The following is a 25,990-nucleotide window of genomic DNA, read 5'->3' as shown; positions in this document are numbered from 1 at the left end:
AAGCTCCGCCGAAGCCGTATGATCTGCCCCAACACCACCGCTTCGAACCTCCCTTCCACAGGGGCGGTTTGGTGTCCCTCCATTCATCCTGCCCGGGCACGGGCCGCTGAGCCCTGCCCGCGAACCGTGAAAGGCGGCCTGCATGGTCTCTCGCGTACGCGTCTGGCTCAACCGCACGTACGCGGAGAACGTGTTCTTCATGGATCAGCTGCGGAGAAATCCCAGCGACCGGGCGGTCGAGATCCACGCCACCCACGGCGACCCCGACTCCCCCGTCCTGGCCGCCGCCGACACCGCCGAGCTGGAACCCGAGAACCTCTCCCCCGCCGGGTATGTCGAGTACGCGCTGGACCAGTGCGCGCGGCGCGGCATCGACGTGTTCGTGCCCCGGCTGCACCAGTCGGCGATCGTGGCGCACCGTGCCGAGTTCGAGGCGGCCGGTACGACGGTGCTGGCGCCGCCGCCCGAGGCGGTGGCCGTCTTCCACGACAAGGTGATCGCCTACGAGGCGGTCCAGGCGATCGGCGTGCCGGTGCCGCCGTGGTGGCGGGTCCGGTCGGGTGACGAACTGTTGTCCGCCGTGGAGGAGTTGGAGGCCGCCGGGCACAAGGCGTGCTTCAAGCCGGCGTCCGGGGCGGGCGGGGTGGGCTTCCGCGTGATCACGCGCTCCCCCTTCTCGCTGATGCACCTGAACGGGTTCCCGAGCCCGTACGTGCCGCTGGACCTGGTGCTGGAGGCGCTGGGGCGGGCCGAGGAGCCGGTGGACTGGCTGGTGATGCCGCGCCTGGAGCAGCCCGAGGTGTCGGTGGACTGCCTGACCGGTCCGGACAACCGGGTCCGGCTGGCCGTCGGCCGCACCAAGAACGGCCGCCGCCGGGGCTTCACGCTGCACGAGCAGTGGCTGGAGCCCGCCCGGCGGATCGCGGAGGGATTCGGCCTGCACTACCTGTCCAACATCCAGTTCCGGATGTTCGGTGAGCGGCCGGTCCTCATGGACGTCAACACCCGACCGGCCGGCGGTCTGCACCAGCTGTCCCTGTGTGGCGTCAACGCCCCCTGGGCCGCCGTGCAGCTGGCGCTCGGCGAGGACCCGGGCGAGGTGGTCCCGCCGTTCCTGGGCCAGGACTACACGGTGGTGTCGGGGCCGCGTCCGCTGCGGCCGCTGTCGCTGCCGCAGCAGCGGCCGGAGGCGGCGGAGCCGCTGTCGGCGGTACCCGCGCCCGCGGCGGCCGAGCCGGTCGGCACCGTCGGGGCGGCGGCTCAGGCGGTGCCGCTCCCGGGCCTGGCCGCGAGCGCCTCGCGCCACACCGGGCTGTCGACGTAGTGGTTGTCGAAGCGTTCCGAGGAGGCCTCGATCTCCTGCGGGTCGGCCTCGCCGCGTGCCACGCGGCCCAGTAGCCGGAGATAGTCGAAGCGTCCCGCGCCCGGCGTGAAGACGAACAGTACGTCGGCTGTCGCTCCGGGCGCGGCGGCGAAGGCGTGCGGGGTGTTCGGCGGCACCAGGAGGAAGTCGCCGGCCTCCAGCACCGTGATCTCCTCGCCCACCAGCACCTGGAGCGCACCGTCGATCACATGGAACATCTCGGACGCCTTGGTGTGCAGGTGGGCGGGCGCGCCGACCGTGCCCTCGGCGAACGCCGAGCGGTAGGCGGTGAGCCGCCCGCCGGTGTCCCCGGAGTCGGCGAGGAGGGTCATCACGCTGCTCGGGTCCCGCGTCGTCGCGGCCTCGGCGGCACGGGTGAGAACCGGTGCGAAGCCGCCGGTGTGGCCCGTCTCGTTCGGTGTCGTCGTCATGGCAATGACCCTACGGAGCCGGGCGACCCACGACAGGGGGCATTCCGCTACCGCGATCGTGGGTCAATTCAGCGGCGTCAGAAGCGGCCCTCCCCCCGGGACGGCGCCGGTTCCCCTTCCCGTTCCACGGCCGACGCCGTGGCGTGCGGGACGGTGCCGTCCTGGAACCACGGTCGCATGGCCACCGGTCAGGCCCTTCGCAGGCGCAGCGTCAGGATCTGGAAGGGGCGCAGAGCGACGGCGACACCGCCGCCGGTGATCTCCGCGTCCTCCAGCGGGCGCTCCAGCAGGTCGGTGACCTGGGCCCCGGCCAGCGGGAACCCGGTGCGCAGCACACCCGAGGCACGGCCGCCGCGGGACTCGTAGAGCCGTACGACGACGTCGCCCGAGGCGTCGTCGGCGAGCTTGACCGCTTCCACGGTGACGCCCTCGCCCTCGACGGAGACGACCGGTGCGGGGGCGCCGGCCGCGTCGGCCACCCGGAGCGGGAGGTTGAGGGCATAGCCCTCGGCGACGGCGTCCTCGATGCGCGCGCCGGGCAGCAGCGCGTAGGTGAAGCGGTGGCGGCCCTGGTCTGCCTCGGGGTCCGGGATGCGCGGGGCGCGGACCAGGGAGAGACGGACGGTGGTCGTGGTGCCTCCCCCAGCCTCCGGCCGAGGGGACCCCCAACTCGCTTCGCTCGCCTCGCGGACGGTGCGGGAGATGTCGTGGCCGTAGGTGGAGTCGTTGATGACGGCGACGCCGTAGCCGGGTTCGCCGATGTGCACCCAGCGGTGGCCGGAGACCTCGAAGCGGGCCGCCTCCCAGCTGGTGTTGGTGTGGGTGGGGCGCTGGATGTGCCCGAACTGGATCTCGGCGGAGGAGTGCGGGGCACGGATGTCGACCGGGAAGGCGGCCTTGAGGATCTTCTCGGTCTCGCGCCAGTCGAGGTCCGTCTCGATGTCGATCCGGGGGCTGCCGGCGCGGACGGTGATCGTCTGGGTGATCTTCGAGCCCTTGCCGAAGTCGCGCTCGACGCGGATCGCGCCGATCAGCGGGTCCTGCTCGACGACCGTGACGGACGAGGCGTCGAGGAGGTCCGTGTAGCGGTTCCTGTAGTGCTTGTCGATGTCCCAGGCGTCCCAGTAGTTGGGCAGGTCGGTGTGCAGGCGGAGCAGGTTGCCCGGCTCGGCCAGGACCTCGCGGCCGGCGCGCAGGTCGCGGACGGAGGCCAGGGTGCCGTCCTCGGCCACCTCGACGCGGACCAGCCCGTTGTCGAGGACCAGGCCGTCCACCGTCACCGGCCGCGCGGGCTCGGCGCCGGTGAGCGGCGCGGAGCCGCCCGCGGGCACCTCCACGTACACCGGTGCGCCGTCGGCGGTGCGGACCACCTCGGCGCGGTCGTACGGGCTCGTGTTGAAGACGCGGGTCCCGCCGGCACCGAGCGCGGCCACCGCCTCTGCGGTCAGCGCCCGCAGCTCGCGGGCGACGCGGGCGTACTCGGCCTCGGCCTCGCGGTGCACCCAGGCGATGGAGGAGCCGGGCAGGATGTCGTGGAACTGGTGCAGCAGCACCGTCTTCCAGAGCCGGTCCAGCTTCTCGTACGGGTAGGCGTAACCCGGCGCGTTCAGCGCGGCCGTGGTCGCCCACAGTTCGGCCTCGCGCAGGAGGTGCTCGCAGCGGCGGTTGCCCTGCTTGGTGCGGGCCTGGGAGGTGTAGGTGGCGCGGTGCAGTTCCAGGTAGAGCTCGCCCACCCAGACGGGCGCGTCCGGGTACTCCTCACGGGCCTTGGTGAAGAACGCGTCGGGGTGTTCGACGACGACCTTCGCGGAGCCCTCCAGGTCCGCCAGCCGGCGGGCGCGTTCCATGATCTCGCGGGTGGGGCCGCCGCCGCCGTCGCCCCAGCCGAAGGGGGCCAGGGAGCGGGAGGCGCCGCCCTTCTCCCGGTAGTTGCGCACCGCGCGGGACATCTCCACGCCGCTGAAGCGGGCGTTGTAGGTGTCGACCGGCGGGAAGTGGGTGAAGATGCGGGTGCCGTCGATGCCCTCCCACCAGAAGGTGTGGTGGGGGAACTTGTTGGTCTGGTTCCAGGAGATCTTCTGGGTGAGGAACCACTCGTTGCCGGCGAGCTTGGCGAGCTGCGGGTAGGCCGCGTTGTAGCCGAAGGAGTCCGGCAGCCACACGCCCTTGGTCTCGATGCCGAAGTGCTCGATGAAGAACCGCTTGCCGTGGATGAACTGGCGGGCGACGGCCTCGCCGCCGGGCAGGTTGCCGTCGGCCTCGACCCACATGCCGCCGACCGGTGCCCACTGGCCGTTCTTGACCGACTCCTGGATGCGGGCCCAGACCTTGGGGTAGTGGTCGCGGACCCACTCGTACTGCTGGGCCTGGGAGCAGGCGAAGATGAAGTCGTCGTACTCGTCGGCCAGGGACGTGACGTTGGAGAAGGTGCGGGAGGTCTTGCGCTTGGTCTCGCGGATCGGCCAGAGCCAGGCGGAGTCGATGTGGGCGTGGCCGACGCCGGAGATCGTGTGCGCGCTGGCGTGCGCGGGCTTGGACAGGACCGGCTTCAGCGCTTCACGCACGGCCGTGGCCGAGCCGGAGACGTCGTCCAGGTCCAGCAGGTCCATCGCCCGGTCGAGCGCGTGCGCGATCTCGTGCCGGCGCGGGTCGTGCTCGCCGAGCTCCGGCATCAGCTCGCGCAGCACCTGGACGTCGAGGTCGAGGTGGAAGACCTCCTCGTCGAGGATGGCGAGACCGGCGCTGCGGAAGGTGTAGAGGGGTTTGTCCCCGGCGGTGAGGATGTCGCCGAGCGGGGTGGTCCTCGAGAATTTGTCCGCGAGGATGTCCGGGTTGGAGGCGGCCTCGACCAGATAGTCGACCGTCTCGCCGCCCCGCGCGGGGTTGGCGATCGCCACGTACTGGTTGAGCGGGTTCACCGCCTTCAGCGGGGTGCCGTCCGTGAGGTGCACCAGCGCCTCGGCCTGGTTGCCGGGCCAGCCCCCGACGAAGCCGAGGTCGATGACGGCCTCGACGCGCCTGCCCGCCCACTCGGCGGGCACCTGACCGCGCATGCGGAACCAGGTGGTGCCCCAGGGCGGGCCCCACGGGGTGCCCATCGCGAACGGCTCGTAGGGGGCGGCGGCCGCCTCTTCGAACGGGACCGGCTCCCCCGGGGCCTGCCAGGCCTCCACCTCGAAGGGAACGGTGGCCGCGTAGATCGCGGTCTTGATGCGCTGGTCGTGAAGGCGCTGCACGCGCTCCTCGATGCGGCGGCTCTCGTCGTGCATGGCATGTCTCCAGGAAGCGGGAAGAGCGGGGAAAGCGCTTGCCGAACGGCGCTCACCTAAGGTACGCCAGCCCGGGATGAACCTCGGTGTAGCCCTCGACCAGCCTGCGGGCCACATGGACGGAGTCGACGAGGGGGTGGATCGCGAAGGCCTTCACGGCCGTCGTGCGGGAGCCGGACTCGGCGGCCGCCAGCACCTCGCGCTCGACGGCCTTGACCGCGCAGACCAGGCCGGTGGCGTGGCCGGGCAGCGGGTCGACGGCGACGGGGTGGGCGCCGTTGGCGTCGACGAGGCAGGGGACCTCGATGACGGCGTCCGTGTCCAGGACCGACAGCGTGTGCCGGTTGCGGACGTTGAGGATCAGGGTGGTGCGCTCGTCGCGGGCGATGGCCCGCATCAGCGCGAGGGCGACCTTCTCGTAACCGCCGGACAGGTCGTCCTCGTCGCGTTCGCCGGCGCCCGCGGTCTCGCGGTTCTCGGCCATGTAGGTGGCCTCGCGTTCCGCGCGGGTCTGGTCCCACACCTTGAGGGCGGGGGCGTCCGGGTTGCTCATCTCGGCGTAGAAGCGGGCCTGCTGGTCGTGGAGGAAGGCGCCGCGGGTCTTCTCGGCCTGCCGGTAGGCGCGGACGGCCTCGCGGTTGAAGTAGTAGTAGTGCAGGTACTCGTTGGGGACCGCCCCGAGGGACCGCAGCCAGTCGGCGCCGAAGAGCCTGCCCTCCTCGAAGGAGCCGAGCAGGCCGGGGTCGGCGAACAGCCGCGGGAGTTCGTCCCGACCGGCGACGCGCAGGCCGCGCACCCAGCCGAGGTGGTTGAGGCCCACGTAGTCGATCCACGCCTCGCCCGGGTTCCGCACACCGAGCACGCGCGCGATGCGGCGGCCGAGGCCGACCGGGGAGTCGCAGATGCCGATGACGCGGTCGCCGAGGTGGCGCGACATGGCCTCGGTGACCAGGCCGGCCGGGTTGGTGAAGTTGATGACCCATGCGTCGGGCGCGAGCCGGGCCACCCGCCGGGCGATGTCCACGGCGACCGGGACCGTGCGCAGGCCGTAGGCGATGCCGCCCGCGCCGACCGTCTCCTGGCCCAGCACGCCCTCCGCCAAAGCCACCCGCTCGTCCTGGGCGCGGCCCTCCAGCCCGCCGACACGGATCGCGGAGAAGACGAAGTCGGCGCCGCGCAGGGCCTCGTCGAGGTCGGTCGTGGCGGTCACCTCGGGTGCGTCGGGCACGCCGGCCGCCTGCTCGGCCAGGACCCGCCTCACCGCCGACAGCCGTCCGGCGTCCAGGTCGTGCAGGACGACACGGGTCACCCGGCCCTCGCCGCGGTCCTGCAGGAGCGCCCCGTACACCAGCGGCACACGGAATCCTCCGCCGCCCAGAATCGTCAGCTTCACCGGGTTCCTCCGAATCGGTCGGCCGCGCGGAGCGCGTCGCGAGAGCCAGGCACGTGCCGCCTCCTGGGACGTGCTTCCGTACACCAGGCTGGTTCCGGCCCGGCCGGTGGTGAGGGTGCGGGACCCTCCCGGCCGCTGAGGGCCGCGGCGGCCCGCACAGTCGGCGGGGTGGACGTCGCCGGCCGGGGAGGCGGTGCCGGGGTTGCCGCCGGCGTCGCCGCGGTCGCGGCTCCCCCCGCTTCGGCTGAGGATGGGTTCACCTCTGCACCTTTCCCGCCATGACGACCTCGACGCCCGCCTCCTGGGAGGAAGCCGGCGTCGCCGGGTCGACCGGCTCGTTCGTCGCCACGCGTCCAGGTCCCGGGACCGCGGACCTTCGCCATGCCGTGCCCGGGGAACCTCGCCGCGTCGGCGTGCAGCTGGCGCCCCTACCTATGGTCACTTCTGCTCGGACAATGACCAATCTCCTCCAGCAGTGCACGATTCCGCTCGCAGAAATGAAGAGTTTCGACGACCTCCGTCGAAGCCCGCGCGAGAGGACGCGTCCATGGACGACGACGGGCCCGAGGTGCTGCTGGACGAAGGGCAGGGGCTGCGGCCCGGGCGGCATCGCGCACCTCGCGGCCCGCTCACCGGCATCGCGCGGCCGGTTTCGCCGCCGTGGCGCATCACGACGCACGGGTGCCGCGTGCCGGGGACGGTGGCCCGTGGGCCGACACGTGGTTCTGCGCGACCCCGGTGTTCGTGGACGTGGAAGGTTCCTGACCTGACGGGAGGGGGCCGCGGTGGCGACGGCCGCCCGCGTACAGGCAGGTCACGGACCGATCGAGCGGAGGTACGGTGGGCCGCGTGACCGGTGAGGAGCCGCTGCGGCCCCAGTCCCTGATGCTGACGTTCCTGGGCGACCAGGTGCTCGGGCGCGAGGTGTGCGTGTACTCGGCCAGCGTCATCGACGTGTTCGCCCGCGCCGGGATCGGCGAGCAGGCCACCCGCTCCACGCTGACCCGCATGGTGGGGCGTGACCTGCTGCGGCGGCAGCGTGAGGGCCGCCGTATGTACTTCGGGCTGACCGAGCGCTCGGAGGCGGTGCTGCGCGACGGCGAACACCGCATCTGGCAGACCGGCGCCGTCAACCGGCACTGGGACGGCACCTGGACCCTGCTCGGCTTCTCCCTGCCGGAGTCCTGGCAGCGTCAGCGCCACGACCTGCGCTCCCAGCTGACCTGGAGCGGCTTCGGCCCGCTGTTCAACGGCCTGTGGATCGCGCCGGGTGAGGTCGACGTGTCGGCGCTGGTGGCCGAGCTCGGCCTGTCCGCCCACGTGAAGGTCTTCCGGGCGCACGCCGACGCCGGGATGGACATCGGCCAGATGATCGAGGAGACCTGGGAGCTGTCCGGCCTGGCCGCCGGCTACGAGGGGTTCGTCCGGCGCTGGCAGCCCTGGGAGGACGGCCTGCCGGACCCCGACGACGCGCTCGTGCTGCGGCTGCGGCTCCAGACCGAGTGGCTGCGGATCGTCCGGCGGGACCCGCGCCTGCCCGTCAAGCACCTGCCGGACGACTGGCCGGCGGAAGGGGCCGAGAAGACGTTCCGGGCCGTGCACGAACGGTTCTCACCGCTCGCCCGCGACGCCTCGGAACGCCTTCTCGACCTGGTGCCCGCGCGGCCTCAGGCGTAGAACCGCGAAAGGCTCTGGAGCACCGCGGCCGGCTTGGCGGCGCCCTCGATCTCGACGGCGCCGTCGACCGTGATCTGCACGCCGCCCGGCACCTCCTCGACCTCGGCGAGCTTCGCCGTGAGCCGGATGCGGGAGCCGACCTTCACCGGGGAGGGGAAACGCACCTTGTTGAGCCCGTAGTTGACCTTCGTCGTCACGCCCTGGACGTCCAGCAGCTCGGTGAACAGCGGGATGAAGAGGGAGAGCGTGAGGTAGCCGTGCGCGATGGGTGCGCCGAAGGGGCCCTCCTTGGCCTTCTCGGGGTCCACGTGGATCCACTGGTGGTCCCCGGTCGCGTCGGCGAAGGTGTCGATCCGCTCTTGCGTGACCTCGATCCACTCGCTGGTGCCGAGGTCGCTGCCCGCGAGCTTCTTCAGTTCGTCGAGGCCGTTGACGGTGATGCTCATGGAGCCGTCCTTCACTGGGAGTCGGTGCCGTAGCGCTTGCGCACACGGGCCTTGAGGAGCTTCCCGGAGGCGGTGCGGGGCAGGTCGTCCGCCACCACGACCGACTTCGGGATCTTGTACTTGGCGAGGCGGCCGGCGAGTGACGCGAGCACCTCGTCGGGGTCGAGTGCGACGCCCTCGCGGGGTACGACGACCGCCCGGGGCACCTCGCCCCACTTGTCGTCCGGCACCCCGATCACCGCGCACTCGACGATGCCGGGGTGGGCGAGGAGCTGGTCCTCGACCTCGGCGGGGTAGATGTTCTCGCCACCGGAGATGATCATGTCCTTGATGCGGTCGACGATGTAGACGTAGCCGTCCTCGTCGACCTGGGCGGCGTCGCCGCTGCGGAACCAGCCGTCCGCGAAGGACGCGGCCGTCTCCTCGGGCAGTCCCCAGTAGCCGGGCATGACGTGCGGCCCGCGCACCACGACCTCGCCGACCTCGCCGGCCTCGACCGGCGCGAGGTCGGGCCGTACGACGCGTACGTCGCTGAAGAAGTGCGGCACGCCCGCCGAGCCCGCCTTGCTGACGGCGTGCTCGGCGTCCAGGAACAGCGTGCCGGGGGCGGCCTCGGTCATGCCGTAGCCCTGGAGGAAGGTCAGGCCGCGCCTCTGGTACGCCGCGATCAGCGGAGTGGGAACCGGGGAGCCGCCGCAGGTCAGGATGCGCAGCGACGACAGGTCGGCGTCCGGCCAGCGCGGGTGCCGGGCCACCTGGTCGAACATGGTGGGCACGCCGAACATGAAGGTGATCCGGTGCCGTTCGATCAGGTCGAAGGTGGCGTCCGGGTCGAAGGCCTCGACCAGGACGCAGGTGCCGCCCTTCAGCAGGACCGGCAGGGTCAGCATGTTCAGGCCGGCCGTGTGGAACAGCGGGGCGGAGACCAGGGCGCGTTCGTCGGCGACCAGGTCGTGGTCGATGAGGACGTTGATCGCGTTCCAGGTGAGGTTGCCGTGGGTGAGCATGGCCCCCTTGGGGCGGCCGGTCGTCCCCGAGGTGTACATGATGATGCAGGTGTCGTCCGGGGTGACCGGCGTGTCGATGCACTCAGGGGAGGCCGAGGCCAGCGCCTCCTCGTACTCCGCGCCCGCTTCGAGATACGTACGGACGTCCGTGCTGCCGGGCAGTCCCGCGACCAGACCGGCGTGCGAGGGGCCGTAGACGAGGGCCTTGGCACCGGAGTCGGCGAGCTGGTAGGCGATCTCCGGGCCGGCCAGCCGGGTGTTGAGGGGGACGAAGACCGCGCCGAGCGTGCCGGTCGCGAACAGGGTCTCCAGGTAGGAGGGGTGGTTCGGGCCGAGGTAGGCGACGCGGTCGCCGCGGCGCACGCCCCGGTCACGCAGCGTGTGGGCGAGGCGGGTGGTGCGGTCGTACAGGCAGGCGTAGGTGCGGGTGGTGTCGCCGTGGACCAGGGCGGTGCGGTGCGGGGTCTTGCGGGCCCGGCGTGCGGGCCACGACCCCAGTCCCTCGTTGCGCATGTCACGCCCCTTACGGTTGCGTCAGCCCGAGCAGGCGGGCGGCGTTCTCCTTGAGGATCTTCGGCCGGACCTCTTCCTTGATCGTCAGCTTGTCGAAGTCGGCGAGCCAGCGGTCGGGGGTGAGGACGGGGAAGTCGGAGCCGAAGAGGACCTTGTCCTTCAGCAGTGTGTTCGCGTACTGCACGAGCTGCGGCGGGAAGTACTTCGGCGACCAGCCGGACAGGTCGATGTGCACGCCCGGCTTGTGCGTGGCGACGGCCAGGGCCTCGTCCTGCCAGGGGAAGGACGGGTGAGCCAGGATGATCTTCAGGTGCGGGAAGTCGGCGGCGACGTCGTCGATGTGGAGCGGGTTGGAGTACTTGAGCCTGATCCCGCCGCCGCCGGGGACGCCCGCGCCGATGCCCGTCTGGCCGGTGTGGAACAGGGCGATGGTGCCCGTCTCCTCGATCACCTCGTACAGGTCGTACGCCACCGAGCGGTCGTCGGGGAAGAAGCCCTGGATGCTGGGGTGGAACTTGAAGCCCTTCACCCCGTACTCCTCGACCAGGCGGCGGGCCTGCTTGACCCCCGCCTTCCCCCGGAAGGGGTCGATGGAGGCGAAGGGGATGAGGACGTCGGCATTGGCGGCGGCGGCCTCGGCGACCTCCTCGTTGGGGACGGGCTGGGTGCCGGTGGCGGACTCGGCGTCGACCGTGAAGATCACGGCGGCCATCTTCCGCTCGCGGTAGTACGCGGCGGTCTCCTCCAGGGTCGGCTTGCGCTTGCCCTCCACCTTGAAGTAGGCGGAGGAGGCGTCGTGCAGGTCGTCGTCCAGGGAGGAGTGGCCCTTGGAGGAGACCTCGGCGTGGGTGTGGACGTCGATCGCGACCAGGTCCTCGACGTTCATGGAGGGGGCCATCACGCCTCCGGGAACTTCGGTGCGGGGATGCCGACCGACTGGAGTTCGGCACCGACCGAGGTGGGCCAGGCGTCCGCCAGGGCGTCGGGGGTCCAGCCGCCGTCGGCGTAGGCCGCCCTGATCTCCTGCGGATGCGACCAGAGTGCCACCTTGTCGCCGCCGATACCGACGCACTGGCCGGTCACGCCGCGCGCGGCCTCCGAGGCCAGGAACGGGACCAGGGCGGCACAGTCCTCGGCGGTGCCGAAGCCCTCGCCCTTGCGCAGGAAGTCCGGCAGGGGCTCGCCGCCCCGCATGGCCTCGATGTACGGGGCGAAGGCCGGGATCGTCTCGGTCATCGCGGTCGCGGCGACCGGCACGATCGCGTTGACGGTGATGTTCGCGCGGCCCAGCTCCATGGACCAGGTGCGGGCCATCGCCGCGATGCCGGCCTTGGCGGCGGCGTAGTTCGTCTGGCCGAAGTTGCCGCGCTGTCCGGCCGGGGAGCCGACCAGGATCAGCGAGCCGCCCTCGCCCTGCTCGCGCATCCGGACGGCGGCGGCCCGGGCGCAGGTGAAGGTGCCCTTGAGGTGGGTGGTGAGCACCGCGTCGAAGTCGTCGTCGGTCATCTTCCACAGCACCTTGTCGCGGAGGATGCCCGCGTTGGTGACGAGGACGTCCAGCCGGCCGAACTCCTCGACCGCGCGGGCCACCAGCCGGTCCGCCGCCTCGGTCGTACCGACCGGGACCACCTCCGCCACGGCCTTGCCGCCCGCCTCGGTGATGGACTTCACGGCCGCCTCGGCCACCGCCTCGTCGACATCGTTGACGACCACGGACGCGCCGTGGGCGGCCAGGGCGTGGGCATAGGCGAGGCCGAGGCCACGGCCGCTTCCGGTGACGACGGCGGCCTTGCCGGTGAGATCGATGGTGGGCACGAGTGGGTCCCTTCACACGGTGACGCGGGTGATGCGCATCCGGCGGGATGCGGGGTGCGGCTTCGAGATCGAAGCTAAGAGCAATAATTGTTGACGTCAATAGTTGTTGCCAACCGAAAGGTGCGGGACACTGGACCGGTACCAGCGATCGCCGCACGACCAGGGAGCCCGCCATCAGCCGCCAGCACGCCATGAACCAGGCCCCCATCGACGCCCACGAACCATGGATGCGCGGTCTGCACTCCGACACGGGCTACCTGCTGTACCGCCTGGGCCTGCGCTCGGGGCAGCTGTTCAACACCTGCCTCCAGGAGTCGGGCCTGCGCCTGCGCCACTACGCGGTGCTGCGCTTCCTCGCCACCACCGAGGGCACCCTGCAGCGCGAGCTGAGCACCCGGCTCGGTTACGACCCGAGCGCGATCGTCGGCCTGGTCGACGACCTGGAGAAGCTGGGGTTCGCCGAGCGCCGGCCCTCCCCCGACGACCGCCGCAGCCGGATCGTCGCCCTGACCGGGAACGGCCGGACGTTCCTGCGCGACACCGACGAGGCCGGGCTGCGGGTGACCAGCGAACTGCTCGGCCCGCTGGACCCGGCCGAACGGGAGACGCTGCACGCGCTGCTGCTGCGGATGGCGGAGGACGGACTCAACTGATGTTGTGCAGATGATTGACGGCTGCACGGCGGCTGCATAACTTCACGGCCAAGCGCGCCCCCCGTCCCCGGGAGCCCACCGTGCAGCCACCCCCACCCGTCGGCCAACCCTCCTCCGGCCCACGGCAGTTGCGCCGCGTGGCCGTGTCCGGCCTGCTCGGCACGACCGTCGAGTCTACGACTTCCTCCTCCACGGAACGGTCGCCGCGCTCGTCTTCGGCGACCTGTTCTTCCCCCGGGCCGACCCGGCGGTCGGCACCATCGCGGCGTTCGGCACCTTCGCCGCGGGCTACCTCGCCCGCCCTCTCGGCGGCATGGTCTCCGTCCACTTCGGCGACCGGATCGGCCGCAAGTCGATGATGCTGCCCACCATGGCCCTGATGGGCACGGGCAGCTTCGGAGCACCCCTGATCGGCGCCGGGTTCTCCCCGCTGAGCGCGGGCAGCCTCCTGGCCTCCTTCGGCGGCGGCAGCACCCCGGTGTCCCTGCTGCTGTGCACGGGCGCCGCGATCACCGCGGTCACCGTGTGGCGGGTGCGGGAGACCCACACGGACGCCCTGGACTCCCCCGCCGCCACCCCGTCCTGGAAGGAACCCCGCGTTGAGGATCCGCCTCGCCCTGCTGACCGCCTGCCTGTCCCTGGCGGCGACCGCGCTGCCCTCCCCGTCGGCCGCCGCCACCGGCAGCCACCTGGAGGGCAGGCTCCCCTCCGGCGCCACGTACGTGATGGACGTACCGGCGGCCTGGAACGGCACGGTCCTGCTCTACAGCCACGGCTACAGCCCGGCCGGGGCCCCCAACCCGGCCCAGAACACACCCGGCCCGGCCGCCCGGGACGCCCTCCTGGCCGACGGCTACGCCCTGATCGGCTCGTCGTACGCGACGAACGGCTGGGCGGTCTCCGAGGCGGTGCCCGACCAGCTCGCCACGCTGGATCTGTTCACGGACAAGTTCGGGGTGGCCCGGCGGACACTCGCCTGGGGCACCTCGTACGGCGGATTCGTCACCAGCATGCTCGCCGAGCGGCACGCCGGCCGGTTCGACGGGTCGCTGTCGATGTGCGGGCTGGTGCAGGGTGGCGTCGCCAACTGGAACAGCACACTGGACCCGGTGTTCGCGCTGCGCACGCTGCTCGCCCCGGGCTCCGGCGTCCGGCTCGCCGGGTTCGCGGACCAGGCGGAGGCGACCGCCGCCGCGAAATCGCTCACCTCGAAGGTCGAGGCCGCCCAGCAGACCCCGGAGGGCCGGGCCCGGATCGCCCTCGCCGCCGCCCTGCACAACATCCCCGGCCACAACGACGCCTCGCAGCCCGAGCCGGGCCCGGCCGACTGGAAGTCCTGGCAGTCCAACCAGTACGCCGCCGTCCGGGGCCTCCTCCAGCTGCCCGCCTTCAGCTGGCGGCAGGAAGCCGAGAGCCGCGCCGGGGGCAACCCGTCCTGGAACACGGGCGTCGACTACACGGCCATGCTCGCCCGGTCCCCGCTGTACAAAGAGGTGACGGAGCTCTACAAGGAGGCGGGACTGTCCTTGCGCACCGACCTCTCGGCCCTGGGCCGGGCACCCCGGATCTCCGCCGACCCGTCGGCCGTACGGTGGATGCGGAAGACCAGCGTGCTCTCCGGCCGGCTCACCGACCCCCAGCTGAACATCCACACCACCGGTGACGCGCTGATCCCGGTGCAGGCCGAGAGCGCCTACCGGCGGGCGGCCACCGGGGCGGGCTCCGCCGGGCTGCTCCGCCAGGCGTACGTCGACGGTCCGGGCCACTGCACGTTCACCACGGGCGAGACGCTGGCCGCCCTGCGCACCCTGGAGCACCGCCTCGACACCGGCCGCTGGGCCGCCGACCCCCGCACGCTCAACTCCCGCGCCAAGGCCGAGGACCCGACGGCCGAGCCCCGCTACATCTCCTACCGTCCGACCGCCTACCCCCGCCCCTACGACCTCGCCCACCCGGGAGACGCCCGGCCATGACCCCACCCCCCCAAGGTCTCGGTTCCGCCCGGTCAGGGGGCACCCCCACCGCCCCCGACCGGCTGCTGTCCGTGCTCGCGGCCTTCGACCACGAGCATCCGGCGCTGTCCCTGACGGACATCAGCCGGCGGGCCGGGCTGAGCCTGACCACGACGCACCGGCTGGTGGGCGCGCTCACCGACTGGGGCGCCCTGGAGCGGGACGAGTCCGGCGTCTACCACGTCGGGCTCCGGCTGTGGGAGCTCGCCGCACTGGCCCCGCGCGGCCTCGCCCTGCGGCAGATCGCGCTGCCGTACCTGGAGGACCTGTACGAGGCGACGCACGAGAACGTGCAGCTGGCCGTGCGGGACGGCCGGGACGTCGTCTACACCGAGTGGCTGTCGGGCCGGTCGGCGGTCGGCGTGCACATCCGCGTCGGCGCCCGCTGGCCGCTGCACGCCACCGGCGTCGGGCTCGCCCTGCTGGCCCACAGCGACCCGGAGGCGCAGCAGGAGTACTGCGCGGGCCGGCTCGCCTCCTTCACCCCTTACACGATCACCGATCCGGCGCGGCTGCGGCAGGTGCTCGCCGACGTGCGGCGGTCGGGGGTCGCGGTGAGCGACCGTCAGGTGACGGAGGACGCCCTGTCGGTGGCCGCGCCCGTACGCGGCGCGGACGGTACGGTCACCGCCGCCGTGTCCATCGTGGTGCCCCACGCGGACGCCCAGGTGCCGGTCCTGGTCCCGGCGGTGCGGGTGGCGGCGCGGGGCATCTCACGGGCGCTGGGGTGGCAGCCCTGACCCCTGCCGGGGCGGGGTCATGGCCCAGCGGATGGTCCGGGTCAGGGCCTGGCCGGCCGGGCGCACGGCGAGGCCCTCGACGACCGGCACCCGGGGCAGCCGCAGCAGGCCGCGCGCCCAGGGCGGCAGCAGGGTGACGGCGTTGGCGGCCAGCCCGCCGTAAAGGGGCCGTACGGCCAGGGGCAGGGGTGGCTGGAACAGCAGGAAGCGGGCGGCTGCCCGGGCCTCGGACGTGGCCCGCAGTTCGGGCCGGTAGGCGGCCAGGCGCTCGGACAGGTCACGCCGGTCCCGCGGCGGATCGCTCACCCCGAGCGCCTCGGCGACGCGCGCGGTGTCGGCGACGTAGGCGTCGTAGCCGGCGGCATCCAGCGGCCGGGCCCCGTAGCGCTCGTGGGCGCGCAGGAAGCTGTCCGTCTCGGCGGCGTGCACCCAGCCGAGCAGATGCGGATCGGCCGCGTGGTACGGCACGCCCTCGGCCGTCGTCCCGCGGATCCGTTCGTGAATGCCGCGGACGTGGTCGACCGCCCGCTGGGCGTCCCCGGCGGTTCCGTAGGTCGTCACGGCCAGGAAGGTGCTGGTGCGCTGCAGCCGGCCCCACGGGTCGCCGCGGTAGCCGGAGTGCCCGGCCACCGCCGCCATCGCGAGCGGGTGCAGGGACTGCAGCAGCAGTGCGGTCAGCCCGCCGATGAACATCGAGGCGTCGCCGTGGACCGTGCGGATCGGCCGGTCGGGCCCGAACCAGCGCGGGCCGGGCGTGTCGTGGATACGGGCACGCGTCTGCGGTCCGCCGGGGCCGGCGACGCGGCGGAACAGGGCCTGGCCCAGTTGTTCTCGGACTCCGGTCAGCACGGTCGGCCTCCCTTCCCCTGCTGACCAGTGTCCTGCATGCGCGCGCGTGCCCGGGCAGGGCGGGCCGCCGGCGTCAGGGGCCCGGCCCGGCCGCCGCGCGGTCGGCCGCGCCGCCGGCGCCGAGCGGCCCGGTGTAGCGGACCGGGCCGGTGGCCTCCAGGCGGGGCAGCTCACGGCGTGCCACGCGCAGCACCACCGAGGGCAGGGCCGGGCGCACCGGCTGGACCAGCCGCAGCCACGCCGGCGCGTACACCGCCGTACGGCGGCGTTCCATGCCCCTCACCAGGCGGGCGGCGACCACGTCGGCCGGGTACACCCGGCGGGCCGGCGGGGGCATGTGGGCGCGCAGTTCCCGCAGGACGGCGTACCGGTCCGCGTCGCGGATCATGTCGGTGTCCGTCCAGTTGAGGTAGGCGATGCCGACGGCGACGCCCCGGTGCGCCACCTCCGCCCGCAGGGCGTGCGCGAAGCCCTCGACCCCCGCCTTGGAAGCGCAGTATGCGCTCATCAGCGGGGAGGCGCCGATGGACGCCAGGGAGGCGACCTGGAGGAAGTAGCCCGCGGTGCCGATCAGGTCCGGCAGGAACGCGCGGGCCGTCTGGGCACTGCCGGTGAGGTTGACATCGATCACGCGGCGCCAGGCGCCGGGATCCGAGGTGAGGAATGCGCCACCCTCGGCGATGCCGGCGTTCGCCACCACGGCCGAGGGCCGGCCGAGGGTGCTCCGCACGGTGCGGGCCGCGGCGTCCAGCGCGGGAAGATCGGTGACATCGGCCTCCACGGCCAGCGCCGGGCCGGGCAGGGACGCGGCGACCGCCTCCAGGGCGGCCCTCTCGTGGCCGAGGAGCGCCACCCGGGCACCGCGCCGGGCGGTCTCGCGGGCCAGAGCGGCGCCCACGCCGCGAGCGGCTCCGGTGATGACGACCGTGCGCTCGGCCAGCGGGCTGCTGCGCATGGGCTGCCCTCCTTCCCGTTCCGGGCCCCCGGGGCTGTGGGGGCCACGGGGTTCAGCGCCTGGTCCCGGTGCGGTCGCGGTGGGACAGGAGCCGTTGCGCCCCGGCGAGGCCGGGTGGCCGGTTGCGGCGCAGCGCGGCCCGGGCGGCGTTGGCCCCGGGGCCGCCGTGGACGCCGCCGCCCGGGTGGGCCCCGGAGGAGGCGAGGTACAGGCCCGGCACGGGGGTCTCGGGGCGCCCGGTGCCGGGCACGGGGCGGAGGACGAGCTGCTGGTGCAAGGCGGTGGTGCCCCCGTTGATGGCGCCGCCGGCCAGATTGCCGTCGAGCGCCTCCAGAGTCGGAGGGGCCAGGACGCGGCGGGCACGGACCAGGGAGCGGAAGCCGGGCGCGAAGCGCTCCACCTGGCGTTCGACCCGGTCGGCCATGAGCTCCTGGTCCTTGGTGTCCCAGCGTCCGGTGACGCCCTCGTCGGCGGCGTCGGCGCGGATGTCGTGGGGCAGGTGGGTGTAGGCCCAGGCCGACTCGGTGCCCCGGGGAGAGCGGGAGGCGTCGGAGGTGGTCATCTGGCCGAAGATCAGGAACGGGCGGTCCGGGACCTGCCGCATGGCGATCTGGGCGGCGAAGCGGGTGAGCTCGTCCAGGCCGTCGGCGAGGTGCACGGTACCGGCCCGGGACGCCTGCTCGGCCTGCCAGGGCACCGGGCCGTCGAGGGCCCAGTCGACCTTGAAGGTCGCGAAGTCCCACTGGAAGCGCCGCAGGTCGTCCAGGAGCTGCGCGGGCAGGTGCTCGGGGCCGACCAGCTCGCCGTACAGGGCGGGCACGGACACGTCCGCCAGCACCGCCCGGCGGGCCGGCACCGCGTCACCGGCCGCCGTCCGCACGCCGACGGCCCGCCCGCCGCCGACCACGACCCGCTCGACGCGCTGCCCGCAGCGCACCCGCCCGCCCCGGCTCTCCAGGCGGTGCACCAGGGCCGAGGTCAGCGCGCCGGAACCGCCCGCCGGGACCGGGAAGCCGTACGTCTGCCCCAGCATGGCCATCAGCCAGCCGAAGCCGCCGCTGCCCGCCGACTCGGGGGCGAGGTCGGCGTGCAGGGCGTTGCCGGCCAGCAGCAGCCGGCCGCCGTCGCCGCGGAACTCCTCCTCCCCCATGCGGCGCACCGGCAGCACCAGGGAGCGGGCCACGCGCAGTCCGCCCGCGGCCCGCAGCCGCAGCGCCAGCCGGGCCGTGGCGCGGATGGGCGGGAACGGGGTGAACAGGGCCTGCAGGAGGCCGGGGTGCAGGCGCTGCCACATGTCGTGCAGCCGCTGCCAGGCGGCCCCGTCGCCCGGCGCGAAGTCCTCCAGGGACGCGGCGGTGGCCTCGATGTTCCGGTCCAGCACGGCACAGCTTCCGTCGGTGAGGGGGTGCGCCAGCACACGGGGCGCGTGGCTCCACCGCAGGCCGTGCTCCTCGATGTGGAGAGCGGCCAGGACGGGCGAGGCGGCTGCGAGGGGATAGAAGGAGCTGAACAGGTCGCTGACGAAGGCCGGGTCGACGCCGCGGTCGTGGCGGACCGCGCCGCCGGGTTCGGGCTGCTCCTCCAGCACCTCGACGCTCCACCCGGCGTCCGCCAGTACGTTGGCGGCCACCAGGCCGTTGGGGCCCGCGCCGATCACCACGGCGTCAGGCATGGCGGGCTCCGTCCGCGTCGGGCCCCGCCGTCACCTGGCCCAGGCGTCGGCGGGCGTCCCCCGGCTCACCGGCATCACCGGCCACCTCGGCCTCGCACAGTCTGGCCAGCCGGGCCAGCATGGCGCGGTGGCGCAGCTTGATCAGCGCCTCGAAGCCGACGTTGTGCATCCGGCCGCCGGCGCCGCGCAGGGGGTGCTCGTCCACGATGACCAGGCAGTGCTCGCCCCACGGCCGCAGCTCGATCGCGATGCGTGCCGTGCCCAGCGCGCCGGCGTGGGCCTCCAGCTCCAGCCGGGTGCTCTCCTCGCAGAAGCGGACGATCGTCTCGTTGTGCAGTCGCACCGGACCGAGCCGGACCCGGTAGCGGAGCGCCGCGCCCGTCTGCGGCCACTGCCCGCGCACCGGGTGGGACTCGGAGGTCCCCACCACCCACTCCGCGTAGCGGTTGCCGTCGGCGAGGACGTCCCACACCTCGCTCGGCCGGACTCGGATCAGGCGATGGCGAACGGCCACGGGTACCTCCTACTGCCTTGACCGGTTTGTCCGTCTTCCGCCCCGAGTGCCCCGGCAGCGCCCATTCAACAGCGCGACGCCCCAGCCCGGCCCCGACGGGCCCATCGGCGGTGCGACGCCCCGACCTGCCGCGCCCGGACCCATCGGCAGCACGACGCCCCGACTCCCCCGACCGGGCTCCTCAACGGCGCGACACGACCGGCCCCCGGCCGGACCCATCAGCAGTGCGACACCCCGGCCCGCCCCCCGACCGGACCCACCGGCAGCGCGATACCCCGGCCCGCCCCCCGACCGGACCCACCGGCAACGCGATACCCCGGCCCGCCCCCCGACCGGACCCACCGGCAACGCGATACCCCGGCCCACCTCCGACCGGACCCATCGTCCGACCGCCACGCCGACCCCGCCGATCGGCGGGTCGGTGTAGGCGAGGAGCCGCTTGGCCTCCAGAACCACGCGCTTGTCGATGAAGGCCTTGGGCGTCCCGCCGGTCGTGGCGCGGACCGCGCGGAGCAGGGTGCGGCGGGAGTAGCCGAGCGCGTCGGCGTAGGCGCTGACGCTGTGGCTGGCGGCGAAGTCCCGCTCCACCGCCTCCCGGAAGAGGGTGAAGGTGGAGTCGGACCGCTGCCGCAGCGCCTTGGCCGAACTCGCCGCGAGGTAGGCGAGCCGCAGCAGGAACGCCGTCAGCGAGTGGCACAGGACGGCGGTGTGCAGGCTCAGCGGGAGCGTCACGGTGTCCTCGTACTCGCGCCGGAGCTGGCCGAGCGCGGCCTCCAGAGCGGCGAGTTGGGCCGTGTCGGGGCGCAGCAGCGGCGGCAGGTCGTAGCGGTACAGGCCGGTGGCCTCCACCGTGGCGCGGGGCAGAAAGCCGGGCTGCATGGCCAGCGCGGTTCCGCGGTACTCGCTGCCCCCGGAGGGCCGGCTATCACCCATCGGGGTGATCCGCATGCCGACGCCGACGACGCTCATCTCGACCGGGAAGGGGAACGTTCTGATCCCGCCACCACCTTGGATGCTTCTGTCCACCATGTTTGCCATGTTCGCCATGTTTGCCATGTTCGCCATGTCAGCCACGTCCGCCTCGTACCGCCCTGCTCGCCTGCCGCCGGGTGTCCCACTTTCACCACCGGCTGGCACATGGTGACCTTCCTTCGAGAAGGTCAGACTTCTGGTTGTGAACGCGCCAGACCAGCTACTGCGCTCCTATCGAGGACTTCTTGAAGATGAGCACGCGGTTTTGGCCGGGCGGTCGCCACGCAGGCCCTCGAGGACGCCCGCGCGAACCGGCAGCGCCCCCTTTGGTCCTCCACCGGTGTGAAGGACCCGCTTACAAGGACACCCTGTACGTGGACGAGCTCGTCGGCTCGGCATCGCATACGACGAGGTGGTGCGGCAACTGGAGGACGAGGGAGTGGCCAAGTTCGAGGTGGCCTGGCAGGACCTGCTGGACGCGGTCACCAAGTCCTTGAACAGCAAGGGAGTTGACGCGGAATGAGCGAGGGCATCCCCCAGACGGCCGAGCAGGAGACCAAGGGGAGCAAGGAGGACAAGGAGGCCCGGGCGGCCCAGGAGGCGGCCGGGGTAGAGCAGACCGGGGTGAGCGGCACGGCGGAGACCGCCCCGCGCACGGACCTCGCGGGCACCGGCTTCGTCGGCACCGACTTCGTCAACCCACTGCGCGACGCGCGTGACCGCCGTCTGCCCAGGATCGCGGGACCCTCCGGACTCGTCATCTTCGGCGTCACCGGCGACCTGTCCCGCAGGAAGCTGATGCCGGCCGTGTACGACCTGGCCAACCGCGGCCTGCTGCCGCCGGGCTTCTCGCTGGTGGGCTTCGCCCGCCGGGACTGGGCGAACCAGGACTTCGCGCAGGTCGTGCACGACGCGGTCCGTGAGCACGCGCGGACCCCGTTCCGCGAGGAGGTCTGGCAGCAGCTCGCCGAGGGCATGCGGTTCATCCCGGGCGACTTCGACGACGACACGGCGTTCAAGCAGCTGCGCTCCGCCGTCGAGGAGCTGGACGCCTCCCGGGGCACCGGCGGCAACTACGCCTTCTACCTCTCGGTGCCGCCGAAGTTCTTCCCGAAGGTCGTCCAGCAGCTGAAGAAGCACAAGCTGGCCGGCGCCCCGGAGGGTTCCTGGCGTCGCGCCGTCATCGAGAAACCGTTCGGGCACGATCTGAAGTCCGCCGAGGAGCTCAACGCGATCGTGCACGACGTGTTCGACCCGGAGCAGGTCTTCCGCATCGACCACTACCTCGGCAAGGAGACCGTCCAGAACATCCTGGCGCTGCGTTTCGCCAACCAGATGTTCGAGCCGATCTGGAACCGGTCCTTCGTGGACCACGTACAGATCACCATGGCCGAGGACATCGGCATCGGCGGCCGGGCCGGCTACTACGACGGCATCGGCGCCGCCCGTGACGTCATCCAGAACCACCTGCTCCAGCTCATGGCGCTCACCGCGATGGAGGAACCGGCCGCCTTCGACGCGGCCTCGCTGCTCACCGAGAAGCTGAAGGTCCTCAAGGCCGTGCGCCTGCCGCAGGACCTGGGCCACAACACCGTGCGCGGGCAGTACGCGGCGGCCTGGCAGGGCGGCTCGAAGGTGCGCGGCTACCTGGAGGAGGACGGTATCGACGCCTCCTCCACCACCGACACCTACGCCGCGCTCAGGCTCCAGGTGGACAACCGCCGCTGGGCCGGTGTCCCGTTCTACCTGCGCACCGGCAAGCGGCTCGGGCGCCGGGTGACGGAGATCGCGGTGGTGTTCCAGCGGGCCCCGCACTCCCCCTTCGACTCCACCGCGACCGAGGAGCTGGGCTCCAACGCGATCGTGATCCGCGTCCAGCCGGACGAGGGCATGACGGTCCGGTTCGGCTCCAAGGTGCCGGGCACGTCCATGGAGATCCGGGACGTGACGATGGACTTCGCCTACGGCGAGTCGTTCACCGAATCGAGCCCCGAGGCGTACGAACGGCTGATCCTGGACGTCCTCCTGGGCGACGCCAACCTGTTCCCCCGTCACCAGGAAGTGGAAGAGTCCTGGAAGATCCTCGACCCGATCGAGCAGTACTGGGACAAGAGCGGCAAGCCCGCGCAGTACGCCTCGGGCAGTTGGGGACCCGCAGAAGCCGACGAGATGCTCGCACGAGACGGACGGAGCTGGCGCAGGCCATGAAGATCGACCTGACCGACACCACGGCAAGCAAGATCAACAAGGCGCTGGTGCAGGGCCGCCGCGCCATCGGCACGCCGGCCGTGGGCATGGTCCTGACGATGGTGATCGTCACGGACGAGGAGAACGCCTACGACGCGATCAAGGCGGCGGAGGACGCCTCGCACGAGCACCCCTCGCGCACCCTGGTCGTCATCAAGCGGCACGCCCGCACCCCGCGCGACCGCACCCATTCCCGGCTGGACGCCGAGGTCCGGGTGGGCGCCGACGCCGCCACGGGCGAGACGGTCGTCCTGCGGACCTACGGCGAGGTGTCCGACCACGCCGACTCGGTGGTGCTGCCGCTGCTGCTGCCGGACGCGCCGGTGGTGGTGTGGTGGCCGATGGACGCCCCGGAGGTGCCCTCGAAGGACCCGCTCGGGGCACTGGCCCAGCGGCGGATCACCGACCTGTACGCCGTCGCCAACCCCCTGGAGGTCCTGGAGAGCCGGGTCCGCTCCTACGCGCCCGGCGACACCGACCTCGCGTGGACCCGGCTGACGCCCTGGCGCTCGATGCTGGCGGCGGCGCTGGACCAGGCCCGGGTGCCGATCACCTCGGCGGCCGTGGAGGCCGAGGCCGAGAACCCGGCGGCCGAGCTGCTGGCCCGCTGGCTGGAGGCACGGCTGCACGTCCGGGTCGACCGTGTGGTCACCGCCGGGCCGGTCGTCACCGCCGTACGCCTGGGCACGGAGAACGGCGAGATCGTCATCGACCGCCCCGAGGGACCGCTGGCCACGCTGACCCTGCCCGGTCAGCCGTCCCGGACCCTCGCGCTGAAGGTCCGTGCCACCTCCGAACTCATCGCCGAGGAGCTGCGGCGCCTCGACGCGGACGAGATGTACGCCATCGCCCTGAACGGCGAGGCAACCGAGGAGACCCCCGCTCATGTCTGACTCCCCCTCCGGCTCCCCCAAGCTCACCCGGCGGCCCGAGTGGACCGCCCTGGCGGACCACCGCAAGGACGCCCTGCCGCGGCCGGACCTGCGCGACCTGTTCGCGGCGGACCCCGGGCGCGCCGAGCGCTACGTCGTGCGCGTCGGCGACCTGCGCATCGACTACTCCAGGCACCTGGTCACCGACGAGACGCTGGCCCTGCTCCAGGAGCTGGCCGCCGCCACCGACGTGGCCGGGCTGCGCGACGCCATGTTCCGCGGCGAGAAGATCAACCTCACCGAGGACCGGGCCGTGCTGCACACCGCGCTGCGCGCCCCGCGGGACGCGGTGATCGAGGTCGACGGCGAGAACGTCGTCCCGGGCGTGCACGCCGTGCTCGACCGGATGGCCGCCTTCGCGGAGCGGGTGCGCTCGGGTGAGTGGACCGGGCACACCGGCAGGCCGATCCGGAACGTCGTCAACATCGGCATCGGCGGCTCGGACCTCGGCCCGGCGATGGCCTACGAGGCGCTGCGGCCGTTCGCCGCCCGGGAACTGACGTTCCGCTTCGTGTCGAACGTGGACGGCGCCGACCTGCATGAGGCCGTCCGCGACCTGGACCCGGCCGAGACGCTGTTCATCGTCGCCTCCAAGACCTTCACCACGATCGAGACGATCACCAACGCGACCTCGGCACGGTCCTGGCTGCTGGAGGGCCTCGGGGGCGACGAGAAGGCCGTGGCCAAGCACTTCGTGGCGCTGTCGACCAACGCGGAGAAGGTCGCCGGCTTCGGTATCGACGTCGACAACATGTTCGCGTTCTGGGACTGGGTCGGCGGCCGCTACTCGTACGACTCCGCGATCGGCCTGTCCCTGATGATCGCGATCGGCCCGGACCGCTTCCTGGAGATGCTCGACGGATTCCGCATCGTCGACGAGCACTTCCGCAACGCCCCCGCCGAGGCCAACGCCCCGCTCATCATGGGCCTGCTCGGTATCTGGTACGGCAACTTCCACGACGCCCAGTCGCACGCGGTCCTGCCCTACAGCCACTACCTGTCGAAGTTCATCGCCTACCTCCAGCAGCTCGACATGGAGTCCAACGGCAAGTCGGTGGAGCGCGACGGCCGTCCCGTGGAGTGGCAGACGGGTCCGGTCGTGTGGGGCACGCCCGGCACCAACGGGCAGCACGCCTACTACCAGTTGATCCACCAGGGCACCAGGCTGATCCCGGCCGACCTGATCGGCTTCGCGCGCCCGGTCGCCGAGCTGAGCGACGAACTGAAGGACCAGCACGACCTGCTGATGGCCAACCTGTTCGCGCAGGGCCAGGCGCTCGCCTTCGGCAAGACCGCCGACGAGGTGCGCGCGGAGGGCGTGCCCGAGGAGCAGGTGCCGCACCGCACCTTCCAGGGCAACCGCCCCACCACGACGATCCTGGCCACCGAACTGACCCCGTCGGTCCTCGGCCAGCTGGTCGCCCTCTACGAGCACAAGGTGTTCGTGCAGGGCGCGGTCTGGAACATCGACTCCTTCGACCAGTGGGGCGTCGAACTCGGCAAGGTCCTCGCCAAGCGCGTCGAGCCCGCCCTGACCGAGACGTTCTCGTCAGCCGCTGACGCGGCGGGGTCCGTTCCCGGTCTCGATCCGTCCACGGCCGCGCTGGTGGCCGCCTACCGCACTCTTCGGGAAGTGAACTGACATGCAGATCGGTCTTGTGGGTCTCGGCAAGATGGGCGGCAACATGCGCGAGCGCCTGCGCAACGCCGGCCACACCGTCATCGGCTACGACACCAACCCCGAGAAGTCCGACGTGGCCAGCCTCGCCGACCTCGTCGACCAGCTGGAGGCGCCGCGCACGGTCTGGGTCATGGTCCCGGCCGGCGACCCCACCCAGCACGTCATCGACCGTCTGGCGGACCTCCTCAAGCCGTACGACACGGTGGTCGACGGCGGCAACTCCCGCTGGACGGACGACGAGAAGCACGCCGAGGAGCTGAGCAGGCGAGGCATCGGCTTCGTCGACGCGGGCGTCTCGGGCGGCGTGTGGGGCCTGAAGAACGGCTACGCCCTGATGGTCGGCGGCGAGAAGGAGTACGTCGACCGGCTGCGGCCGGTCTTCGAGGCGCTCAAGCCGGAGGGCCCGTACGGCTTCGTCCACGCGGGCAAGGTGGGCGCCGGGCACTTCGCGAAGATGGTCCACAACGGCATCGAGTACGCCATGATGCAGGCCTACGCCGAGGGCTGGGAGTTGCTGGAGGCCGTGGACTCGGTGGACAACGTCCGCGAGGTGTTCCGCTCCTGGCAGGACGGCACGGTCATCCGCTCCTGGCTGCTGGAGCTCGCGGTCGACGCGCTCGACGAGGACGAGCACCTGGAGACCCTGCGGGGCTACGCCCAGGACTCCGGCGAGGGACGCTGGACCGTGGAGGCCGCGATCGACAACTCCGTGCCGCTGCCCGCGATCACCGCCTCCCTCTACTCCCGGTTCGCCTCCCGGCAGGACGACTCGCCGCAGATGAAGATGATCGCGGCGCTGCGCAACCAGTTCGGCGGCCACGCCGTCGAGTCCGCGAAGAAGGCGTAGGA

Annotated in this window: 21 protein-coding genes and 4 pseudogenes; 11 read left to right on the top strand and 14 right to left on the bottom strand. The window is 72.4% G+C overall.

The annotated features are described in order from the left end of the window. Window positions 1-142 precede the first annotated feature (142 nt). Window positions 143-1,324, top strand: a complete 1,182-nt coding sequence (locus tag ACZ5TL_RS04400; RefSeq protein ID WP_468587535.1) for an ATP-grasp domain-containing protein — start codon at window positions 143-145, stop codon at window positions 1,322-1,324. Here the strand turns inward: ACZ5TL_RS04400 and ACZ5TL_RS04395 are convergent. The 4 genes and pseudogenes from ACZ5TL_RS04395 to ACZ5TL_RS04380 form a co-directional block, all read right to left on the bottom strand. Beyond that, window positions 1,261-1,794, bottom strand: a complete 534-nt coding sequence (locus ACZ5TL_RS04395; RefSeq protein WP_468587533.1) for a cupin domain-containing protein — start codon at window positions 1,792-1,794, stop codon at window positions 1,261-1,263. The genes ACZ5TL_RS04400 and ACZ5TL_RS04395 overlap by 64 nt on opposite strands. A gap of 188 nt (window positions 1,795-1,982) precedes the next feature. Further along, window positions 1,983-5,063, bottom strand: a complete 3,081-nt coding sequence (locus tag ACZ5TL_RS04390; protein WP_468587531.1) for an alpha-mannosidase — start codon at window positions 5,061-5,063, stop codon at window positions 1,983-1,985. 52 nt (window positions 5,064-5,115) lie between these two features. Continuing rightward, window positions 5,116-6,456, bottom strand: a complete 1,341-nt coding sequence (locus ACZ5TL_RS04385; RefSeq protein ID WP_468587529.1) for a 6-phospho-beta-glucosidase — start codon at window positions 6,454-6,456, stop codon at window positions 5,116-5,118. A gap of 256 nt (window positions 6,457-6,712) precedes the next feature. Then, window positions 6,713-6,875, bottom strand: a pseudogene (locus ACZ5TL_RS04380) (ArsR family transcriptional regulator); the annotation flags it as partial. A gap of 430 nt (window positions 6,876-7,305) precedes the next feature. Between ACZ5TL_RS04380 and ACZ5TL_RS04375 the strand changes: the two are divergent. Next, window positions 7,306-8,133, top strand: coding sequence for a PaaX family transcriptional regulator (locus ACZ5TL_RS04375; protein ID WP_468587527.1), 828 nt, complete (start codon window positions 7,306-7,308; stop codon window positions 8,131-8,133). Here ACZ5TL_RS04375 and ACZ5TL_RS04370 read toward each other — a convergent pair. From ACZ5TL_RS04370 to ACZ5TL_RS04355, 4 genes are read right to left on the bottom strand one after another with little or no spacing between them, the layout of a single operon-like run. Next, complete coding sequence (locus ACZ5TL_RS04370; protein WP_468587525.1) at window positions 8,124-8,579, bottom strand: MaoC family dehydratase; 456 nt, start codon at window positions 8,577-8,579, stop codon at window positions 8,124-8,126. The two genes, ACZ5TL_RS04375 and ACZ5TL_RS04370, sit on opposite strands and share 10 nt — an antisense overlap. Window positions 8,580-8,590: 11 nt before the next feature. Then, window positions 8,591-10,099 (bottom strand): acyl-CoA synthetase, encoded by a 1,509-nt coding sequence (locus ACZ5TL_RS04365; protein ID WP_468587523.1) that lies wholly within the window; start codon window positions 10,097-10,099, stop codon window positions 8,591-8,593. A 10-nt stretch (window positions 10,100-10,109) separates the two neighbouring features. Further along, window positions 10,110-10,985: an amidohydrolase family protein gene (locus ACZ5TL_RS04360; protein ID WP_468587999.1), complete on the bottom strand. Its 876-nt coding sequence runs from the start codon at window positions 10,983-10,985 to the stop codon at window positions 10,110-10,112. 11 nt (window positions 10,986-10,996) lie between these two features. Further along, window positions 10,997-11,914: an SDR family NAD(P)-dependent oxidoreductase gene (locus tag ACZ5TL_RS04355; protein ID WP_468587521.1), complete on the bottom strand. Its 918-nt coding sequence runs from the start codon at window positions 11,912-11,914 to the stop codon at window positions 10,997-10,999. Between the two features lie 191 nt (window positions 11,915-12,105). Between ACZ5TL_RS04355 and ACZ5TL_RS04350 the strand changes: the two genes are divergently transcribed. Beyond that, the gene (locus tag ACZ5TL_RS04350) at window positions 12,106-12,567 is read left to right on the top strand and encodes a MarR family winged helix-turn-helix transcriptional regulator (RefSeq protein ID WP_468587519.1); all 462 of its coding nucleotides are present in this window, start codon (window positions 12,106-12,108) and stop codon (window positions 12,565-12,567) included. A gap of 137 nt (window positions 12,568-12,704) precedes the next feature. Continuing rightward, window positions 12,705-12,964 (top strand): annotated as a pseudogene (locus tag ACZ5TL_RS04345) (MFS transporter); the annotation flags it as partial. On the opposite strand, the gene ACZ5TL_RS04340 reads toward ACZ5TL_RS04345, so the two are convergent. Next, on the bottom strand, window positions 12,856-13,116 hold the full coding sequence (locus ACZ5TL_RS04340; RefSeq protein ID WP_468587517.1) for a hypothetical protein: 261 nt from the start codon (window positions 13,114-13,116) through the stop codon (window positions 12,856-12,858). The pseudogene ACZ5TL_RS04345 and the gene ACZ5TL_RS04340 overlap by 109 nt on opposite strands. Before the next feature lie 50 nt (window positions 13,117-13,166). Between ACZ5TL_RS04340 and ACZ5TL_RS04335 the strand changes: the two genes are divergently transcribed. Continuing rightward, complete coding sequence (locus ACZ5TL_RS04335) at window positions 13,167-14,540, top strand: alpha/beta hydrolase family protein (protein WP_468587515.1); 1,374 nt, start codon at window positions 13,167-13,169, stop codon at window positions 14,538-14,540. Then, a complete protein-coding gene (locus tag ACZ5TL_RS04330) occupies window positions 14,537-15,319 on the top strand; it encodes an IclR family transcriptional regulator (RefSeq protein ID WP_468587514.1) in 783 nt (260 codons plus the stop codon). Before ACZ5TL_RS04335 ends, ACZ5TL_RS04330 begins: the two co-directional genes overlap by 4 nt. Here the strand turns inward: ACZ5TL_RS04330 and ACZ5TL_RS04325 are convergent. From ACZ5TL_RS04325 to ACZ5TL_RS04305, 5 genes and pseudogenes are all read right to left on the bottom strand, one after another. Continuing rightward, on the bottom strand, window positions 15,293-16,168 hold the full coding sequence (locus ACZ5TL_RS04325) for an oxygenase MpaB family protein (protein ID WP_468587512.1): 876 nt from the start codon (window positions 16,166-16,168) through the stop codon (window positions 15,293-15,295). The two genes, ACZ5TL_RS04330 and ACZ5TL_RS04325, sit on opposite strands and share 27 nt — an antisense overlap. Before the next feature lie 73 nt (window positions 16,169-16,241). Next, complete coding sequence (locus ACZ5TL_RS04320; protein WP_468587510.1) at window positions 16,242-17,123, bottom strand: SDR family oxidoreductase; 882 nt, start codon at window positions 17,121-17,123, stop codon at window positions 16,242-16,244. 52 nt (window positions 17,124-17,175) lie between these two features. Beyond that, on the bottom strand, window positions 17,176-18,795 hold the full coding sequence (locus ACZ5TL_RS04315; RefSeq protein ID WP_468587508.1) for a phytoene desaturase family protein: 1,620 nt from the start codon (window positions 18,793-18,795) through the stop codon (window positions 17,176-17,178). Continuing rightward, window positions 18,788-19,309 (bottom strand): SRPBCC family protein, encoded by a 522-nt coding sequence (locus ACZ5TL_RS04310; protein ID WP_468587506.1) that lies wholly within the window; start codon window positions 19,307-19,309, stop codon window positions 18,788-18,790. The genes ACZ5TL_RS04315 and ACZ5TL_RS04310 overlap by 8 nt, the downstream gene beginning before the upstream one ends. Window positions 19,310-19,693: 384 nt before the next feature. Next, window positions 19,694-20,338: pseudogene (locus tag ACZ5TL_RS04305) on the bottom strand (helix-turn-helix domain-containing protein); the annotation flags it as partial. A gap of 231 nt (window positions 20,339-20,569) precedes the next feature. Here ACZ5TL_RS04305 and ACZ5TL_RS04300 point away from each other — a divergent pair. From ACZ5TL_RS04300 to gnd, 5 genes and pseudogenes are all read left to right on the top strand, one after another. Further along, a pseudogene (locus ACZ5TL_RS04300) lies at window positions 20,570-20,804 on the top strand (transaldolase); the annotation flags it as partial. After that, complete coding sequence (gene zwf / locus ACZ5TL_RS04295) at window positions 20,801-22,489, top strand: glucose-6-phosphate dehydrogenase (protein WP_468587504.1); 1,689 nt, start codon at window positions 20,801-20,803, stop codon at window positions 22,487-22,489. The pseudogene ACZ5TL_RS04300 and the gene zwf, both read left to right, overlap by 4 nt. Continuing rightward, window positions 22,486-23,421 (top strand): glucose-6-phosphate dehydrogenase assembly protein OpcA, encoded by a 936-nt coding sequence (opcA, locus tag ACZ5TL_RS04290; RefSeq protein WP_468587502.1) that lies wholly within the window; start codon window positions 22,486-22,488, stop codon window positions 23,419-23,421. The genes zwf and opcA overlap by 4 nt, the downstream gene beginning before the upstream one ends. Next, window positions 23,414-25,102, top strand: coding sequence for a glucose-6-phosphate isomerase (gene pgi, locus ACZ5TL_RS04285; protein WP_468587500.1), 1,689 nt, complete (start codon window positions 23,414-23,416; stop codon window positions 25,100-25,102). Before opcA ends, pgi begins: the two co-directional genes overlap by 8 nt. Before the next feature lies 1 nt (window position 25,103). Beyond that, the gene (gnd, locus tag ACZ5TL_RS04280; RefSeq protein ID WP_468587498.1) at window positions 25,104-25,988 is read left to right on the top strand and encodes a phosphogluconate dehydrogenase (NAD(+)-dependent, decarboxylating); all 885 of its coding nucleotides are present in this window, start codon (window positions 25,104-25,106) and stop codon (window positions 25,986-25,988) included. The last annotated feature ends 2 nt before the right edge of the window (window positions 25,989-25,990 follow it).

Source organism: Streptomyces sp. NPDC033136 (genome assembly GCF_055578235.1).
The sequence above is the reverse complement of the archived record's forward strand: the minus strand, read 5'-3'. Positions and strand labels throughout refer to the sequence as shown.